The 17,422-nt window shown below is 45.5% G+C and carries 15 protein-coding genes and 1 tRNA gene; 12 read left to right on the top strand and 4 right to left on the bottom strand.

The window, feature by feature from the left end; genetic code table 11:
- The first annotated feature begins 186 nt into the window (after positions 1–186).
- The 4 genes from rarD to ACS8E3_RS08325 all read left to right on the top strand — a co-directional run bounded on the left by rarD (position 187) and on the right by ACS8E3_RS08325 (position 3,780).
- A complete protein-coding gene (gene rarD / locus ACS8E3_RS08340) occupies positions 187–1,257 on the top strand; it encodes an EamA family transporter RarD (RefSeq protein WP_439243137.1) in 1,071 nt (356 codons plus the stop codon).
- Positions 1,258–1,489: 232 nt separating this feature from the next.
- Complete coding sequence (locus ACS8E3_RS08335) at positions 1,490–2,158, top strand: glutathione S-transferase (RefSeq protein WP_439243135.1); 669 nt, start codon at positions 1,490–1,492, stop codon at positions 2,156–2,158.
- A gap of 162 nt (positions 2,159–2,320) precedes the next feature.
- Entirely contained in the window at positions 2,321–2,548 is a 228-nt protein-coding gene (locus ACS8E3_RS08330; RefSeq protein ID WP_439243133.1) for a hypothetical protein, read from the top strand.
- A 29-nt stretch (positions 2,549–2,577) separates the two neighbouring features.
- Positions 2,578–3,780 (top strand): MBL fold metallo-hydrolase, encoded by a 1,203-nt coding sequence (locus ACS8E3_RS08325; RefSeq protein WP_439243131.1) that lies wholly within the window; start codon positions 2,578–2,580, stop codon positions 3,778–3,780.
- 25 nt (positions 3,781–3,805) lie between these two features.
- On the opposite strand, the gene ACS8E3_RS08320 is transcribed toward ACS8E3_RS08325, so the two are convergent.
- Positions 3,806–4,774, bottom strand: a complete 969-nt coding sequence (locus ACS8E3_RS08320; RefSeq protein WP_439243129.1) for an ATP-binding protein — start codon at positions 4,772–4,774, stop codon at positions 3,806–3,808.
- 65 nt (positions 4,775–4,839) lie between these two features.
- Here ACS8E3_RS08320 and ACS8E3_RS08315 point away from each other — a divergent pair, with 65 nt between their 5' ends.
- Positions 4,840–5,796: a serine/threonine protein kinase gene (locus ACS8E3_RS08315; protein WP_439243127.1), complete on the top strand. Its 957-nt coding sequence runs from the start codon at positions 4,840–4,842 to the stop codon at positions 5,794–5,796.
- A gap of 79 nt (positions 5,797–5,875) precedes the next feature.
- Here ACS8E3_RS08315 and ACS8E3_RS08310 read toward each other — a convergent pair.
- The 3 genes from ACS8E3_RS08310 to ACS8E3_RS08300 form a co-directional block, all read right to left on the bottom strand.
- Positions 5,876–5,960: transfer RNA gene (locus ACS8E3_RS08310), tRNA-Leu, on the bottom strand.
- Positions 5,961–6,166: 206 nt separating this feature from the next.
- A complete protein-coding gene (locus tag ACS8E3_RS08305; protein ID WP_439243125.1) occupies positions 6,167–7,888 on the bottom strand; it encodes a sigma 54-interacting transcriptional regulator in 1,722 nt (573 codons plus the stop codon).
- A gap of 16 nt (positions 7,889–7,904) precedes the next feature.
- Positions 7,905–9,167 carry a two-component system sensor histidine kinase NtrB gene (locus ACS8E3_RS08300; protein WP_439243123.1) on the bottom strand — a complete coding sequence of 421 codons (1,263 nt, stop codon included), beginning with the start codon at positions 9,165–9,167 and terminating at the stop codon, positions 7,905–7,907.
- Positions 9,168–9,540: 373 nt separating this feature from the next.
- Between ACS8E3_RS08300 and rimO the strand changes: the two genes are divergently transcribed.
- From rimO to rseP, 7 genes are all read left to right on the top strand, one after another.
- Positions 9,541–10,917: a 30S ribosomal protein S12 methylthiotransferase RimO gene (rimO, locus tag ACS8E3_RS08295; RefSeq protein ID WP_439243179.1), complete on the top strand. Its 1,377-nt coding sequence runs from the start codon at positions 9,541–9,543 to the stop codon at positions 10,915–10,917.
- A 190-nt stretch (positions 10,918–11,107) separates the two neighbouring features.
- The gene (gene pyrH / locus ACS8E3_RS08290) at positions 11,108–11,833 is read left to right on the top strand and encodes a UMP kinase (protein WP_439243121.1); all 726 of its coding nucleotides are present in this window, start codon (positions 11,108–11,110) and stop codon (positions 11,831–11,833) included.
- An 82-nt stretch (positions 11,834–11,915) separates the two neighbouring features.
- A complete protein-coding gene (gene frr, locus ACS8E3_RS08285; RefSeq protein WP_439243119.1) occupies positions 11,916–12,470 on the top strand; it encodes a ribosome recycling factor in 555 nt (184 codons plus the stop codon).
- Positions 12,471–12,773: 303 nt separating this feature from the next.
- Positions 12,774–13,535, top strand: coding sequence for a polyprenyl diphosphate synthase (gene uppS, locus ACS8E3_RS08280; RefSeq protein ID WP_439243117.1), 762 nt, complete (start codon positions 12,774–12,776; stop codon positions 13,533–13,535).
- Between the two features lie 133 nt (positions 13,536–13,668).
- Positions 13,669–14,478 carry a phosphatidate cytidylyltransferase gene (locus tag ACS8E3_RS08275; protein ID WP_439243115.1) on the top strand — a complete coding sequence of 270 codons (810 nt, stop codon included), beginning with the start codon at positions 13,669–13,671 and terminating at the stop codon, positions 14,476–14,478.
- Between the two features lie 72 nt (positions 14,479–14,550).
- Positions 14,551–15,759 (top strand): 1-deoxy-D-xylulose-5-phosphate reductoisomerase, encoded by a 1,209-nt coding sequence (gene ispC, locus ACS8E3_RS08270; protein ID WP_439243113.1) that lies wholly within the window; start codon positions 14,551–14,553, stop codon positions 15,757–15,759.
- 37 nt (positions 15,760–15,796) lie between these two features.
- The gene (gene rseP, locus ACS8E3_RS08265; protein ID WP_439243111.1) at positions 15,797–17,179 is read left to right on the top strand and encodes an RIP metalloprotease RseP; all 1,383 of its coding nucleotides are present in this window, start codon (positions 15,797–15,799) and stop codon (positions 17,177–17,179) included.
- The last annotated feature ends 243 nt before the right edge of the window (positions 17,180–17,422 follow it).

The following is a 17,422-nucleotide window of genomic DNA, read 5'->3' as shown; positions in this document are numbered from 1 at the left end:
ATTATTTTATATAACCACTCACGCTAAATTACTAGTTTGCTAATCTCACGGCCTCTTATAAAGAGCCTCTGACACCCTTGTTAGAGGCTTTTACTATTTTCATTAACAAGACATTTATTTTTCTATAGTTCTAGACCTTTTTTACCTGCTGCTTTCTGTATCAGCTCATTTTGTAAGGCTGCTGTTATGCTCAAGACCAATCAAACCGTACAAGGAACTATCGCCGGATCGCTTGCGAGCTTTTTATTCTCGCTATTATTCTTATTTGGTTTATTGATGCAGCCTTTAACAGGCACGCAAGTAGCGTCATGGCGGGTCATTATGATGCTTATCAGCCTGACAGTATTGGTCAGCTTAACTAAGCAGTGGCAGCATGTTTTTGATTATCTAAAAACCTTAAAGACTTTAAAAGAGTGGCTAATATTTATTCTACCTACGCCGATTTTGGGCGGACAGATTTGGCTATTTATGTGGGGGCCGGTCAATGGCTTAGGACTCGATGTCACTTTGGGCTATTTTTTATTGCCATTAGTGATGATCATGGTAGGGCGTTTTTTTTATAAAGAGTATATGAGCGCTCTGCAGTGGTTAGCAGCGCTAGTAGCGGCGCTAGGCGTCGCGTATGATATTTATCAATACGGCACGATATCTTGGGCGACTTTATTTGTCTGTTTAGGATATCCGCCGTACTTTTTGATGCGTCGCAAGCTTGCCGTGCCACCGATCACCGGTCTATTGTCTGATCTGACTTTACTGTTGCCGGTGGTGCTTTTTGCGCTGTATAGCAGTGGCGGCTTTAGTGTAGCGCTAAGCGATAACAAGTTTTGGTACTTTTTGCCACTATTAGGAATATTTAGCGCGCTTGCAATGTCGCTGACGATGGTAGCTAGTAGTAAATTGCCGGTGTCATTATTTGGAACTTTGAGCTATTTAGAGCCAATTTTCTTATTTATATTCTCTATTACAGTATTGAGTCAGAGCCTCGATGAGGGTGGCTCGTTATTTATGTATAGCATGATTATAGTGGCTTTAGCGATTATGATTATAGACAGCGCTAGAGGTTATCTATATCGTCGCCGCGAAGATCGGTTGCATGGTTATAATGAGCCATTAGTACATAGCTTTCCTTCGCGTCAACGTCTCAAAAATCGCCGTATTGAAGGGATATTAGCGGCTAGGCGTTTTCGCAAAATCAGCCGCTATCAACAAAAAATAGCGAAAATGTCGCGTAAGATTGATAAATTAAATACTAAGTAAGTCAACTCTTTCGAGCACATACAGTATTTATAGATAAACTCCAGGGCTGCGAAACTTTGACCGGTTAGATATTATTTTTGGTAACTGTAATAGACTTTGCTGGTGTTAAAGGGGGATTGACTGAGATATGATGATATTAAAGTGGTAAGACTTTAAATCATTGGTATCTATATCATTCACCATCACAATCCATCAGCTGGCTCAATTTATCAAAATATTATTAGGAGAATTTATGTTGCATCTTCATCATCTAGAAAACTCGCGCTCTTTTCGTATTTTATGGCTATTAGAGGAATTGGGGGCTGACTATCAGCTCACTTGTTATAATCGAACCAAAGCTTACCGCGCCCCAGATAGCCTAAAAGAAGTCCATCCACTAGGTCATGCGCCAATATTAGAAGTAGATGGACGTCCACTAATAGAGTCAGGATTCATTATTGAATATTTACTCAAGCACTATGATAAAGAGCAGCAGTTTAAGCCTGCAGATGACAACGAAGCCGCTTGGGAGAAATATACCTTTTGGCTGCACTTTGCAGAAGCGTCAGTTATGCCGCCGCTAGTGATGCGTTTGGTATTTACCAAAGTGGTGCAGCAATCGCCGATGCTGATCAAACCGGTCAGTAAAAAGATTCAAGCGCAGATCGAAAAAAGCATGATTAAATCAAGCCTAGATCCAATATTTGCGATGATGGAGAAGCATTTAGAAGATAACCAATGGTTTGCGGGTAGTGAATTCAGTGCTGCCGATATTCAAATGCATCTGCCAATATTAGGCGCCAATGCAGGCGAAGGTTTGAATAGAAAGAAATATGCCAACATTCTAAACTGGCTCAAACGCTGTGAAGAGCGTCCGGCCTTTAAGCGCAGCGAAGAGAAGGGCGGTCGTCTGAACTTCTAAGCGGTTAAAAACCAGCAAGATGGCTTTATAGGTATAAGTGAAAAGCGTGTCATTCAATTCGTTGATGATGCGCTTTTTGGTTATAATGACTAGCAAATGATTTTCTATTTAGTAGACTTTGTAATAGCAAAATATAATTAAACGCTGCAAAAAGGTAAGATAATGAAAGAGCCAAATAAAACGACTAATGAGCCTTTTGAGGAAGAGATTATCGAGCAGCAGCCAATCTCGCTAAAGTCCTGGGGACAAAAACTACTAGTCGCGCTGCTTTGTATCGCAAGTTTTTATGGTGGCTGGAAGTCTTACGAGTCTAATATGGCGAACGAATGTTACGCTAGTGGTGGGCAAATCATTGAAGGAAAACGCACGTTTATTTGTGAATTACCTTAGTTTTGACTTTAAGGAGTAAGCCGTAAGCTATGCTACAACTGACCTTTTTGGGCACTTCAGCGGGAGTACCAACTAAGCAGCGTAATGTCACCGCGCTCGCTATCGAATGCCTTAATCCTTACTTCTCTAGTCAAAATCAGTCACGCAAAAAATCACGACCTTGGCTACTTATCGATTGCGGCGAAGGCACTCAGCAGCAACTGCTACAGACTAAACTGTCTTTGCATCAGCTGACGGCTATCTGTATCACTCATGTGCATGGTGATCATTGCTATGGCCTGCCAGGTCTGCTCGCAAGCAGCGCTATGTCAGGACGCACTGCGCCGTTGACCATTATTGCGCCCAAAGCCATCGATGCATTCCTTACTGCCATACAATCAACCACTGAGCTGCATTTTACTTTTGCTATCGACTTTATAGCGATAGAAGATATTTTGTCCAATAAAAATATCGCTGCAGATGACAGTAAACAAAGTAGTGATGATACAAATGAGAAAACTGTCAGTAGTCAAATGCAGAATGATAAAATAAAATTGGCTTTAGATAATCAGCATGAGTTAGAGATTGATATCACCAAGCTGTCGCATCGGGTGGCCTCACATGCTTTTGAGGTGACACAAACGATTAGTCAGCGGGTGCTTGATACGGATAAGTTAAAAGCGGCGGGCATCCCTGCTAGCCAGTTATGGGGTCAATTGCAGCAGGGCCATGATGTCTACCTTGCAGATGGGCAGCAGCTACTATCGGCAGAGTATGTGGATAATAACCAACGGCGTACACGAATAGTGGTGGCAGGCGATAACGATAGACCAGAGCTATTGAATACGGCTGTCAAAAACGCGGATTTACTAATACATGAAGCGACTTATACCAACGAGATAAAAGCGCGTATTTTAGCCAAAATGTCTAGCAAGGCAGGCTTTGATCCTATGCATAGTAGCGCTCAACAAGTGGCGCAATTTGCGAAGGACAGCGGTCTACAAAATTTAATCTTGACTCATTTTAGCGCTCGTTATCAGAACTTTGATAATCCTAATAGCGATACTGCTAATATGAGTCATCTTCGCTTAGAAGCTGAAGCGTTTTATCAAGGTAATTTATGGTTAGCCGAGGACTTTGCGCAATATTTAGTGGCAGGCCAAGCAGTTACTGCTAAGCCTGATCGTAAATCTGACAGTCATCCTGACAGCACAGTACAGTATTTAGGTCTTATAATAAAAGCTAGTAAATAAACGAGTCTTTCAAAATTTCCGAAAATTAGCCCTGATTATCAGCCGCAGCCAATTGCGCTTTACCGCTCCAATAGCGACTAAACTGATAAGCAACTCGGCCTGAGCGGCCTCCACGCTCTGATGCCCAGCGTAAAGCCGCGGCTCTGATATCATCAGCTAGAGGCTTATCTTCTTTGCTAATGGTATTCGTTTTAGCCTCGCTATTAGTTTCTAAAGCGCCAGATATTATCGCTTGCTCTAAGCTCAGATAATGCTGCACAATTTGAAGATAAGTGTTTTGATCCATCGGATGAAAAGACAACCAGAGACCAAAGCGATCCGATAAAGACACGGTCTCATCCACGGTCTCATAAGGGTTGACCTCATCGGTCTGCCCATCATAAATACTGATATTATCTTTCATCAATTGTGGTAATAGATGGCGACGGTTACTGGTCGCATACACCAGTAGCTTGTCTTGCTCAGAGTCAAGCGCACCATCGAGCACGCTTTTGAGCGCTCTATAACTCTCATCTTGCCCATTAAACGCCAAATCATCACAATACACTACATAACGGCACTGGCTGTCAGCGGGCAGCTCATTGATAGCGGCGCGAATCTTATCGAGCACTTGTAGGTCATCACGCGCTATCTCAATAATACGTAAACCTTCGCTGCAATATTCTTGTAGCAGGGCACGAATCAGCGATGATTTACCAGCGCCGCGAGTTCCGGTCATTAATACGTGATTGGCCGGAAAGCCTTTAAGAAATTGACGCGTGTTTTGTACCAGTTTTGCTTTTTGCTTATCAATACCCTGCAAATCGTCTAAACTTAAAAACAGATTGACCGCTAACGGCTCAAGGTGCCCTGTACGACCACCGACCCAGCGATAGGCCAACTGTTCGGGGTCAATTTGGATAGTTGGCGTGACCCGCTCTTGTAGATATTGGTTGAGCAATTTCAGCAATGGTTCGGGTAGGGCGTAGTGATCGAACGGCTTTGATTCAGACATAGTTATTCTAATCGTTTAGGTTAAATTTAATGCAGGCAATAGCAATATAAGGGCTTTACTTTACTATGAAAAATCAGGAAAGTCATGGGTCAAAAAAACAAGGGTTGCAGGGACAGGCTGCCAAGCTATTACCTACGATAACCCATGAGCTTGCGCAATTAGGTTATCTTGATATAGTGCATCAAAGGCTTAGCCAACAAAACGATTCTGCAAAAACCTATCAAGGCTTAAGCCGTGCTGTGCATCAGCAGTTTAATGAGGTGATGATAAAATGGCAACTTAGCACTGATATCTTGTTAGATTCAACATCATTGAATCATGAAATAGGAGTTTTAAGAATACTGAACAGTCTGCAAAGTAGCAATGAAACCGCTAATGAAAACGCTATCGCGCCGCCAATTCTAGCCTACGAAATATTGAGTTTAAACATATTACAGCAAAAGCAGTGGTTAACTTTGCTAGCTATGCCTTATTACTTACAAGGCAGTTTAGCGCAACATCTCAAGCAGTCACTAACCCTTCAACAAAAGCACCAGCTGATCGTGCAAGCGGCAAAAACTATCGATAGTTTGCATCAAGCAGGATGGCTGCATAACGATATTAAGCCTAGTAATCTATTAATCAATAATGATGAAGAGCTGAGTTTACTATTAACGGATTTTGCTTTAGCGCAGCCAATTGACAATAGCCCTAAAAACAATATGCAAGCTAAAAATAGCGCAGGCACGCCTGCTTATCTTGCGCCTGAACGCTGGCAAGGTCAGGGCGGGGCAGTGCAAAGTGATATTTATGCTTTTGGGGTTCTGATGTATGAGATTTTAGCGGGCGCGCGACCTTACGCTATTGAGTCGTCGACTAGTGAGCCGCTAAAAGACTGGGCGATTCAGCATTGTCAGCAGTCTGTTCCAAAATTACCTTCTCAGTATAATAATTATCATGATGTTGTTATGAAAGCTATGGCTAAGCGAGTAGGGCAGCGTTACTTCAATATGGATGAGGTTTTGAAAGATTTGGAACTATAAAATAAATCTGCAAACACAAAAAAGCCTGCTAAAAAGCAGGCTTAATGTTAAATACGGTTTGAGAAGAACTATCGAAAAATGGTGGGGCTGGAGAGACTCGAACTCTCACACCTTGCGGCGCCAGAACCTAAATCTGGTGCGTCTACCAATTCCGCCACAGCCCCATTATCGTTACTCTATCATCGTCAGCGCTTAAATTCAAACCTCTGACAGACAGATAACTGATTCGGTAGTGCGTCTCAGTGGTTGGCTATTATATAGAGTTTCGCAGTTTTGGCAACCCCTTTTTGCAAATTAATTTAATTTTTTTGGTGCTGGAGTGGAAATTGTTGATTCTCTTATAGGAAGGCTAAGCTTATCAAAGACTTGCTTAATCCTCTGTAGCAGGGTTAGGCTCTGATACATCGAGCAGTGTTAGCTTGCGTGTCAACGTATTGCGGCCCCAACCTAATAGCTGAGCCGCAGCTACCTTGCGACCACCACTATGGTTAAGCGCGGCTCTCAAGAGTACCCGCTCAAACTCTGGGGTCGCTGCCTGTAGAATGTCAGTTTCACCCGCTTGCAAAGACTGCTTAGCCCAGTCTGCTAAGGCTTGCTGCCAGCTAATTGGAGTCTCATTTACCGCTGTATGGGTATGCGAATGGATAGGCGAAGTATTATCTAAGGTTTGCGTAGACTGAGACGGTTGAGGGGCAAGAGTGGCTTGAAAGCTATCACTAAACGCTGAGTCCGGCGCTCTTTGAGCTAGCAGCTCAGGAGGTAGGTCATGGGTAAGCACCGTATCCCCAGCCGCCATAACCGTCAGCCAAAGACAAACATTTTCTAATTGGCGCACATTACCGCGCCAGTCAAAGTCTTGCATAATTCGCAGAGCATCAGGACTTAACTGTTTGACTGTGGTGTTCATCTGCTCGCCCGCCTGCTGCATAAAATGACTGGCTAAGGCCGGAATGTCTTCACGGCGAGCGCGCAGAGGCGGTAGTGGCAGGCGAATAACATTGAGACGATAGAATAAATCTTCACGAAACTTGCCCTGCTGGACGAGCTGCTCTAGGTTTTGATGGGTGGCAGCGATAATACGCACATCGACTTTGACAGGCTGCTGACCACCGACTCGGTAAAACTCTCCGTTCGCGAGCACGCGCAGTAGTCGCGTCTGGGTGCTAAACGGCATATCACCGATTTCATCTAAGAATAGCGTACCACCATCGGCTTGCTCAAAACGGCCTTGGCGCTGAGTCGTTGCTCCGGTAAAAGCGCCTTTTTCATGCCCAAACAGCTCAGACTCAATCAAATCATGCGGAATAGCCGCCATGTTTAGCGCGATAAAAGGGTGCTTAGCGCGCGGTGAGTGTTGATGTAGGGCGCTCGCCACCAGCTCTTTGCCCGTGCCCGACTCGCCGGTGATAAGCACGGTAATCGGCGAATGTGCCAAACGACCAATAGCACGAAATACCGTCTGCATGGCTTGCGACTGCCCGATGATGCCGCTCGGATTGGTAGTGACGCTTGGCTTAGAAGTAAGCTTACTCTTGGCCTTGCTAGTAGTCTTAGTCTCTTGCTGTTTGTTGGTGTTCTGAGTAGGGTTTGATTCTATAGGCGCCTCGTCTATAGCCGTATTATTCTCAATTAAGCTTTCTTGATGAATATCGCCACTCGGCTGATAGCTGAGCGCTTTATAAATAATCGCTACGGCATCGTCTAAATCGAAGGGCTTGGCTAGATAATCAAAAGCGCCTGCCTGATAGCTGTTAATTGCTGAGGTTAGATCTGAATGCGCGGTCATAATGACGATAGGTAGCTCAGGAAAGTGCTTATGCACCCAATCGCTGAATGACAGACCATCCATCATCGGCATACGAATGTCGGTCAAGATAACATCAGGTAGCTCAGAGATAGACGCGCGCTTTTGTAACACCTCATTGAGGCGCGTCCATGCCGCTTGCGCTTGTGTAAAGCTGATAACCGTTAGATTGGCTTCGGTGAAAGTATCGGCTAATACCAAGCGTAGCGCGGCATCGTCATCGATAAGCCATAAGGTAGCAAGAGTGGTCATAGTGTTATGTAGCTCATCGTTATTAGCAGTAGACATAATTTATAAAATCAAGTTAGTTCAACGGTTGAGTAAAAGGTAAGTACAGCGTAAAGCAAGTTGAATTGCCCTTCTCATGTTGTTTAGAGCTGACTTCAATCATACCATGATGCCGGCTGAGAATATCTTGCACAATCGATAAACCAAGTCCTGTACCTGCCGCGCGGCTCGTCACCATCGGGAAAAATATCTGTCCGAGCAAGTTTGACTCTATGCCGCCGCCATTATCAGTGATGGAGAGTTGCAGTGCTTGCTTATGCTGCTGCTGACCGATAGTGTGCTGAAAAGCGATACGCGTTTGAATCTCTAGCTGCGCCTGATAGTTAGGATTACCTTGTCGCTGCGCATGCTCAGTCATCGACTCGCAAGCATTATTAAGCAAGTTTAAAAACACTTGAATCAACTGATCTCTATCGGCTGTCAGCTCTGGCAGAGATAAATCATAATCACGCTGCACCTTCACTTCGGGATATTGACTAAAGACTAAGGCCAAAACATGCTCTAAGGGCTGATGGATGTTAAGCAGTTGCCAATGGGCAGGCTGGTTAGAACCTAACAGCTGACCGATAAGCTGCGTTAAGCGATCAGTCTCGGAGATAATAATATCGGTATAAGCGTGCAGTTTTTCGCTGAGAGCATTACTTTTTGTGTTGTCATCAGTCTCTATAGTATTGCTTTCATTGCGTAGTGAGTCTTTGATGTTTTGAAGCTTATTGAATTGGCGCTCGAGTAGCTGCGCGGCACCGCGGATACCTGCGAGCGGGTTTTTGACTTCGTGAGCAACCGAGCGCAGCATTTGCCGAGCGACTTCGTATTGCTGCTGTTGGCGCTGATCATCCGTGATGCGGCTTTGTCGATCTTTGCCCCACATTTCAATGATAAAGTAGTGTTTATCCTGATAAATCACCGGAGTCACGCTATAGTCTACGAGTAGTGCCGCACGGCTGTTAGAAGAAGAATTTATCGTATGATCATGAGTGACAAAAGGCTGCTGATACTGCTGTGCTTGATAAAAACGTTCAGTCAGTGGGCCATTTGGAGTGTGAACCGTCGTTATAGATGAGCTTGTAGCTGCACGCTCTAACTCTTCGGGCGCAAGTAGTTTGAGTATGGATTGTCCCAGTAACCTACCGCGGCTAATGGCCAGTAGTTGCTCTACTTGAGCATTCACCCACTCAATATCTAATGAGCCATCGACCCAGAAGACGGCGGTGAATAGCTGCTGGGAGATAAAGGCTAAGTCGGGCACAGTCGCTGCGGGTACTGAGTTTATAGTCATTGATACTGCCTAATAAGTAAAGAGGTGCGATGTTTTGCACCTTTATGGTTTAATCAGCAACATTTAACCATAAATCAACAGCATAGCATGGCAAAACTAGCAGTTATCATAAAAAAAACGTACAATGCGCTCAGCCATTTTATCTCAAGCAAGGTCAGCTATGTCCAAAAATTCTATGCCATCAGATGATACTATTTTAGCCGATTCGGTAACGGTATCGCCAGCTAACGCCGCTCTAAAAAATACTGCGACCCTATTTAATCCTACGCAAGTGCCTAGTAACGAAAGTCTTGACCAAGCGCCTATTACTAATAAGGCTTATCACCACAAGGCCAATCACAACCAAAACCGTAGCATCGAGCAAAGCGGCAGTATGCATTCTGCTGAGGTTAGCGCCAGCTCGCCTGTCACTGCGCCCAAAATCGGTTTTGTATCTTTAGGCTGCCCAAAAGCTTTGGTTGACAGCGAGCGTATTATCACTGAGCTGAGCCGCGATGGCTATCAAGTAGCAAGTGATTACGACGGCGCTGATTTAGTCGTAGTGAACACCTGCGGCTTTATCGAGTCGGCAGTACAAGAGTCGCTCGACGCTATCGGCGAAGCCATCAGTAAAAATGGCAAAGTTATCGTCACCGGCTGCTTGGGCAAAGAAGCGGACAAAATCCGTACCATGCACCCAGCCGTATTGTCGGTGACCGGCGCGCATGCTTATGACGAGGTCATTACTGCTGTTGCCCAGCATGTGCCGCGTCCTAATAGAGAGCAAGATAAAGATTACAATCCCAAAATCGACTTAATCGATGAAGCAGGCATCAAGCTGACGCCAAGCCATTATGCTTATCTTAAAATCTCTGAGGGCTGTAATCATCGCTGCACTTTTTGTATTATTCCAAGTCTGCGCGGTGACTTAGTTTCGCGCTCCATTGATCAGGTGATGAATGAAGCGGTAGCGCTAAAAAACGCAGGCGTCAAAGAGCTGCTTATTATCTCGCAAGATACCTCAGCTTACGGATTAGATCTCAAATACAAGACCAGCTTTTGGAACGGTATGCCGCTCAAATCCAAATTCTACGATATGTGTCAAGCGCTGAATCAGCTAGGCATTTGGGTGCGCTTGCATTACGTTTATCCGTACCCGCACGTCGATAAAGTGGTTGAGCTGATGGGTGAGGGTAAGCTACTGCCTTATCTTGATATCCCGTTCCAGCATGCCAGTCATAAGATTCTAAAGGCTATGAAACGCCCTGCGCATAGCGAAAACACCTTGGCGCGTATCAAAGCGTGGCGTGAGATCTGTCCTGAGATTGTCATTCGCTCAACCTTTGTGGTGGGTTTTCCAGGTGAGACCGAAGAGGACTTTCAATGTCTGCTCGATTGGCTGATTGAAGCCCGTCTAGACCGCGTCGGCGCGTTTACTTATTCAGAAGTTGAAGGCGCTGTCGCTAACGACTTGCCTAACCCCGTTCCTGAGGCGGTTAAACAAGAGCGTTACGAGCGCTTTATGGCACTACAACAAGAAATCTCAGCGCAAAAGCTACAAGAGAGAATCGGTAAGATGCTGCAAGTGTTGGTCGATGAGATTGACGTTGAAGAAAATATCGCTATCTGCCGCAGTTACGCGGACGCGCCAGAAATTGATGGTCACGTCTATGTCGACAATATTGACGCTAGGGTGCAAGTGGGGCAATTTTTGACAGTAACTATCGATGACGCGAGCGAATATGATTTGTTTGCAAGCTTTCAAGGCTAAGGCTAAATAAAAGCGTATAGCTGTCATGAGTAATGACAGAGGCGGTGAATGAAAATTGCCCAATAAGGGATAGTTTTTGCTACAATTAGCGCAATTTAGCTGATTTGCTCTGCTGATCAGGCTATTGGCGACTTGATGACAGTTCTGACGGTAATTTAACGATAATATTTAATGATAAAAAGGTGCTCTTATGTCTGATAAAAATCCCCGTTTTTCGCGTATCTTGCTTAAACTATCAGGCGAGGCCTTAGCGGGCGGCAAAGACATGGGTATCGATACTGAGGTACTCGATAAGATGAGTCTATCCATTGCTCATTTACGTGGCCTTGGGGTGCAAGTCGGTATCGTCGTTGGTGGCGGTAATCTATACCGCGGCGCCCAATTACAAAAAGAGGGGCTTGTGGGCCGAGTCACAGGCGATCAGATGGGGATGCTCGCGACAGTGATGAATGGCCTGGCGATGCGTGATGCGCTTGAGCGCCGCAATATTAAGACGCGTTTGATGTCGGCTTTACCTATTGGCGAAGTCACTGAAAGTTACAGCAGCCGTAATGCCATTCGCTACCTTAAGAACGGCGAGGTTTGTATCTTTGTGGCCGGTACCGGCAATCCTTTTTTCACCACCGATACCGCCGCCTGCTTGCGCGGTATTGAGATCGAAGCCGGTCTCATTTTAAAAGCGACTAAGGTTGATGGGGTTTATAACAAAGACCCAAGTCTGCATAGCGACGCGACTAAATACGATGGCCTCACCTTTGATGAAGTGCTCGAGCAAAAGCTTGGGGTGATGGATCTGACCGCTATTGCCCTATGCCGCGAGCATAATGTACCGCTACAAGTGTTCGATATGACTAAGCCTAACGCATTATTAAATGTCGTCATGGGCGAAAATGAAGGCACTCGTGTCTATCATTAACCGGCAGTCCACTATTTATAACCGTATACCTTCAAAATAAGTAACTATGACTATTGTCGTATAAATAAATTAAGGAAATATGATGATTAAAGAAATCAAACAAGACGGCGAAGAGCGCATGAAAAAAACGCTAGAGGCCCTTGATAATACTTTTAGTAAAGTGCGTACTGGCCGCGCTCACCCTGGTATGCTATCAGGGATTATGGTCAGCTATTATGGGGCGGATACGCCATTGAACCAAGTCGCTAGCGTCAACGTTGAAGACTCTCGTACCTTACTCGTTCAGCCCTTTGACCGTACTATGGTGCAAGCAGTAGACAAGGCCATTCGCGAAGCCGATTTGGGGCTTAACCCAATGAGTGCTGATGTGATTCGTGTGCCTATGCCTGCACTGACTGAAGAGACCCGCCGCGATATGCAAAAGCTGGCTCGTAGCGAAGCGGAAAACAGCCGTGTCTCTATCCGTAACATTCGCCGTGATATGATGAATGACATCAAAGATCTAGCCAAAGAAAAAGAGATCTCAGAGGATGATGAGCGCCGCGCTAATGATGATATCCAAAAAATCACTGATAAGTATATCGAAACCATTGATAGCCGCTTAAGCAAAAAAGAAAGCGATTTGATGGAAGTTTAAATCGATTAGTATCTTTATGTTTTAAGTCTGAATTAGCATCGCTATTAAGCAGCATCTTTAAACTGGCATCTATCAAGCACTAATTGTTAGAGTGCCAGTTTTTTATTACTAACCTGTTTATTAGGCTGTCTTTGATAAAGTCTGTTATAAAGACAGGTGTTATGACGGATGATATGGCTCTATCAGTGACGGCTCTAGTGATTTTAGGCTATAGAAAATTTAGGTAAGCTCAATCGTCAACACCATACTGTTAAGCAGCGCTTTATCACAGTGCTCAAACACTCCAATCAAACTGGCTCCAAAATGTCTAATCATAGCAATCATAGTAACGCAACCTCTATACTTCCTCGTCATATCGCCATTATTATGGATGGCAATAATCGTTATGGCCGGGCCAATGATTTAGGTCAAGGTGAAGGGCATGTCGCCGGTAAAGACGCTTTGGACCCTATCGTCGAGCATTGTCTTGAGGTTGGGGTGGAGGTGCTTAGCGTGTTTGCGTTTTCGAGTGAGAACTGGCAACGTCCTGCAGCTGAGGTGGCATTACTGATGCGTCTATTGACCTCAACTATTCATGAGCAGCTGCCGCGGATGAATAAATACCGTATTCGCTTGCGCTTTATTGGCGATAGAAGCCAGCTTGATGACAATCTGCAGCAATTGATGGGCGATGCTGAGGATAAGACGGCGCATTTTGAGGCTATGACTTTAGTGATTGCCATCAGTTATGGTGGACAATGGGATATCGCTCATGCCGCGCAGCAACTTGCTCGGCAAGTACAAGCTAGACAGCTTAACGCTGATGAAATTAGTGCGGAATTACTGACTCAGCATGTGCAGCTTGCTGATGCTCCAGCTGTTGATATGCTGATACGGACAGGCGGTGAGTATAGACTCTCTAATTTTTTGTTATGGCAGTCCGCCTATGCTGAGCTGTTCTTTACGCCAACACTATGGCCAGATTTTGGCGCAAGTGAGCTTGATGGTATGCTAAGGGAGTTTAGTCAACGTCAACGCCGCTTTGGTAAAACTAGCGAGCAGGTGGCTATGCAAACTAGTCTTTGAAGCTTGAGCTTCAAATAATGTGATAGCTCTCCGTTATCTCGTTATAATTGGCACGCGATAAACCGTGTCTGTCGTCTCTCGGATACCCTATACCCCCTAGAGTACTCTTTAACTAGTATAAGGCTTGATTGGTATGTGGCAACGGATTAGAACAGCAGTCGTCTTAATTATCATTGTAGGTATTGCTCTATTTGCAAGCCAAACGCCTATACTCTTTGCGCCGCTACTGGCTATTGGCGTGACGATTGCGGCCCATGAATGGACCAAGCTCATGCCGAAATGGCGTCAACCGACGGTTTTTGTGTTGATCGTTTTAGCACTGACGCTCATCTCACTCGTATTTCCGATGACATGGGTATTATGGTGGACAGCTTCTTTGATAATATGGCTGATGGCCTTATCTTGGGTGAGCAAGTTTCCTACCCATACCAGTTGGTATGGTCGTAGGCTGTCGATTATGGGGATGGTGATATTAGTTGCCTCCATTACTGCCATGTTCTTTTTATGGCAGCAGTCGCCTTGGTGGCTGATGTATGTGTTCTTACTAGTCTGGTGCGCAGATAGCGGCGCTTACTTCGTCGGCCGTAAGCTTGGCAAACGTAAGATGGCGCCAAATGTCTCCCCAAATAAAAGTATGGAAGGATTAGCAGGCGGAGTGGTCACTGGCTTATTGGTTGTTATCGGTATTAGCGTGTTTATGCTGCAATTGACCGGTACAGCATTACTGGCTTTTGTAGCCTTATCTGTAGTGACTATTTTGATATCCGTGTTAGGTGATCTGTTTGAATCGATGCTCAAGCGCCGTGCCAAGGTCAAAGATTCGGGAACTATTCTGCCAGGTCACGGCGGCATACTAGATCGTATCGATTCGTTACTGTCTGCGACGCCTATCTTTGCCTTAGGGTTTTTAGGTCTACAGCAGCTTGGTCTGCTCATCGTTTAGCTAGTTTAGTTCGCTTTTTTGTTCTTACTTATTTTAATAATACTTTTAATAACACTATAGGCACCGCAGCTTATGACTAACAGACAACGCATCGCTGTACTTGGCGCGACTGGCTCTATCGGAGATAGCGCCTTAGCTATCTTAGCGGCGCATGGCGACGACTTTGAAGTCTACGCCTTATCCGGTCATCAGCGCTTAGATAAACTGCTACAGCTGTGCCGACAGTTCAACCCTGCGCGTGTTTGTGTGCCTGTAGATAAGATCGATGAATTTGCCGCGAAGCTTGTGCAGGCAGGACTCAACACTGAGGTTGTTGGCGGCGCTACAGGTCTTGATGATATCGCTGCAGACAGTCAAGTAGATACGGTGGTGGCAGCTATCGTTGGCGCAGCGGGATTGGCCTCGACGCTAGCAGCCGCACGTGCCGGCAAGCGTATTTTATTAGCCAATAAAGAAGCATTAGTCATGGCCGGGCAAGTGATGATCTCGCTGGTTAAAACCCACAATGCCACTTTGCTGCCGATTGACTCAGAGCACAATGCCATATTTCAATGTCTGCCGCCGACTATTCAGCAGGATAGTACTCAGATCCATCAGTCTTATCACGGGGTACGTAAGCTTTGGTTGACGGCTTCTGGCGGACCCTTCTTACATCATTCATTTGAACATATGCAGCAAGCGGGAGTCGCTGAGGCGGTTAAACATCCCAATTGGTCGATGGGTCAAAAAATATCTGTCGATTCAGCGACAATGATGAACAAGGGCTTGGAGCTGATTGAAGCCTGTTATTTGTTTGATTTGCCGGAGAGTAAGATAAACGTGGTGATTCATCCGCAAAGTATCATTCACTCAATGGTAGAATATAACGATGGTAGCTACTTGGCCCAGCTGGGTAGCCCGGATATGAAGACGCCCATTGCCCATGCCCTCAGTTACCCTAAGCGTATCGATAGTGGCTCACAGCCGTTAGATTTATTTGCGCTAAATGCCTTGGAGTTTATTGCTCCAGACCTGCAAAAATTTGCTTGTTTGCGCCTGGCACGGCAAGCGATGCAGGCAGGGACTCAGGCGACTATTGTGTTGAATGCGGCTAATGAGATCGCGGTTGCCGCATTTTTAGCAAAGCGGGTGCGCTTGACTGACATAGCGGATATCAATGAGCAAGCGCTCAGCCAAGTCGATGTAGCTACCTTAGCTGCCGATGCTAGTATCGATGATATCTTAGCTATTGATGAGGCTGCTCGTCGCTATACGCAGACGCTTATTGGCCAGATAGTTTGAGTTCGCCTCAAATCTATACCTAAGTTGAGATCCACCTATGACTTTTATATTAACGCTGCTTGCCGCTATATTTGTACTAGGACCCTTAATCGCTTTGCACGAGTGGGGGCATTATATCGTCGCGCGTCTGTGCGGCGTCAAAGTGTTGACTTATTCTATTGGTTTTGGGCCCAAGCTTACTGGTTGGACGAGTAAACGTAGCGGCATAGACTACCGAATTTCTGCTTTGCCGCTTGGTGGCTATGTCAAGATGCTTGACGAGCGCGAAGGTAAAGTGGCTGAACATGAGCAGCATTTGGCTTTTAATCGTCAGCATCCCTTAAAGAAAATAGCTATCGTCGCCGCTGGCCCTATCATGAACTTCATCATCGCCATTGCTTTGTTTTGGGTGTTATTTATGACGCCCTCAGAGCAGCTAGCGACTAACATCGGGCAAGTGTTACCCGACACGCCAGCCGCTATGGCGCAGTTACCAGCGGGTGAGAAGATTGTCGCTATCGACGGTCATGAAGTGCAGACTTGGGAAAACATCAACTACCGCTTAGCCAGTCGCATGGGCGAGACCGATAACGTGAGTGTCACGCTACAATCGCAAGCAACAGAGGCGGCAAGCGCTCAGCGAACCATTTATCAAGCGCCAGTGACTAATTTTATGCAAGGGCAAGCGCAAGGCAAAGATGCGCTGACCAGCTTTGGCACGCTACCGTGGCAGCCGACTATTGAACCTGTCATTGGCGCTCTAACTTCTGATGGTGCGGCTAGTTTGCAGGGGATGCAGGTTGGCGATCAGATTACCGCTATCGACGACACAGCTATCAACGATTGGATCAGTGCCACGCGTATCATACGTGATAGCCCAGAGGTATTGCTCAACTTTACGGTACTGCGTGATGGTACTTCGCTGCAGCTACAGATCATGCCGCAAGGTAAAAAAGACAATTTAGGCAATCGCTATGGGCAGATTGGCGCGATGGTTGCTAAGACTGATATCGTCATCCCTGAAGTCTACAAAAACACCGTCGTTTACGGGCCCGGTGAGTCGCTAGTAAAGTCGTTTGAGAAAACCGAACAATTAGCGGTAATGACAGTCAGCTCGATGGGGAAAATGCTCTCAGGTATGATAGGGTTAGATAATTTATCCGGTCCCATCACCATTGCTAAGGTCGCTAAGCAAAGCTTCGATATTAGCTGGGAGATGGTGCTATCTACAGCCGCTTTGATCAGCCTCAGCCTAGCGGTATTGAACTTATTACCCATTCCGATATTGGATGGCGGTCATATCGTTTATTACGTTATCGAGCTAATACGAGGCAAACCTCTACCAGAAGGGGTGCAAATCGCCGGCTTAAATATAGGCCTACTCTTGCTAGCAGGTTTCATGGTGTTAGCGATTGGTAATGATATTAGCCGGCTGTTTTAAGCGAACGCGGCGCGACATGTCGAGCCAAATGCGCTACACTAACGCCTGCGCAGGATTGTACCTAACATTATACAAATAGAAATAAACAATACTCATAGTAGCTAAGCTTTATTTAACGTAACTTTTAGTTTATTTTATGATGCGTTTTATATAAAGTGTTCTAATTCTATCTTATCGAGTCGCAGGCAAGGTCTCAATGAGATAGACAAAATATGCTTTTTACCTTAACTTAAGCAAGTTTTT

This window comes from Psychrobacter sp. 2Y5, assembly GCF_051847375.1.
In the GTDB taxonomy this organism is placed as follows: domain Bacteria; phylum Pseudomonadota; class Gammaproteobacteria; order Pseudomonadales; family Moraxellaceae; genus Psychrobacter.
Note: the sequence above shows the minus strand (reverse complement) of the source record. Positions and strands in the feature narration are given on the sequence as shown.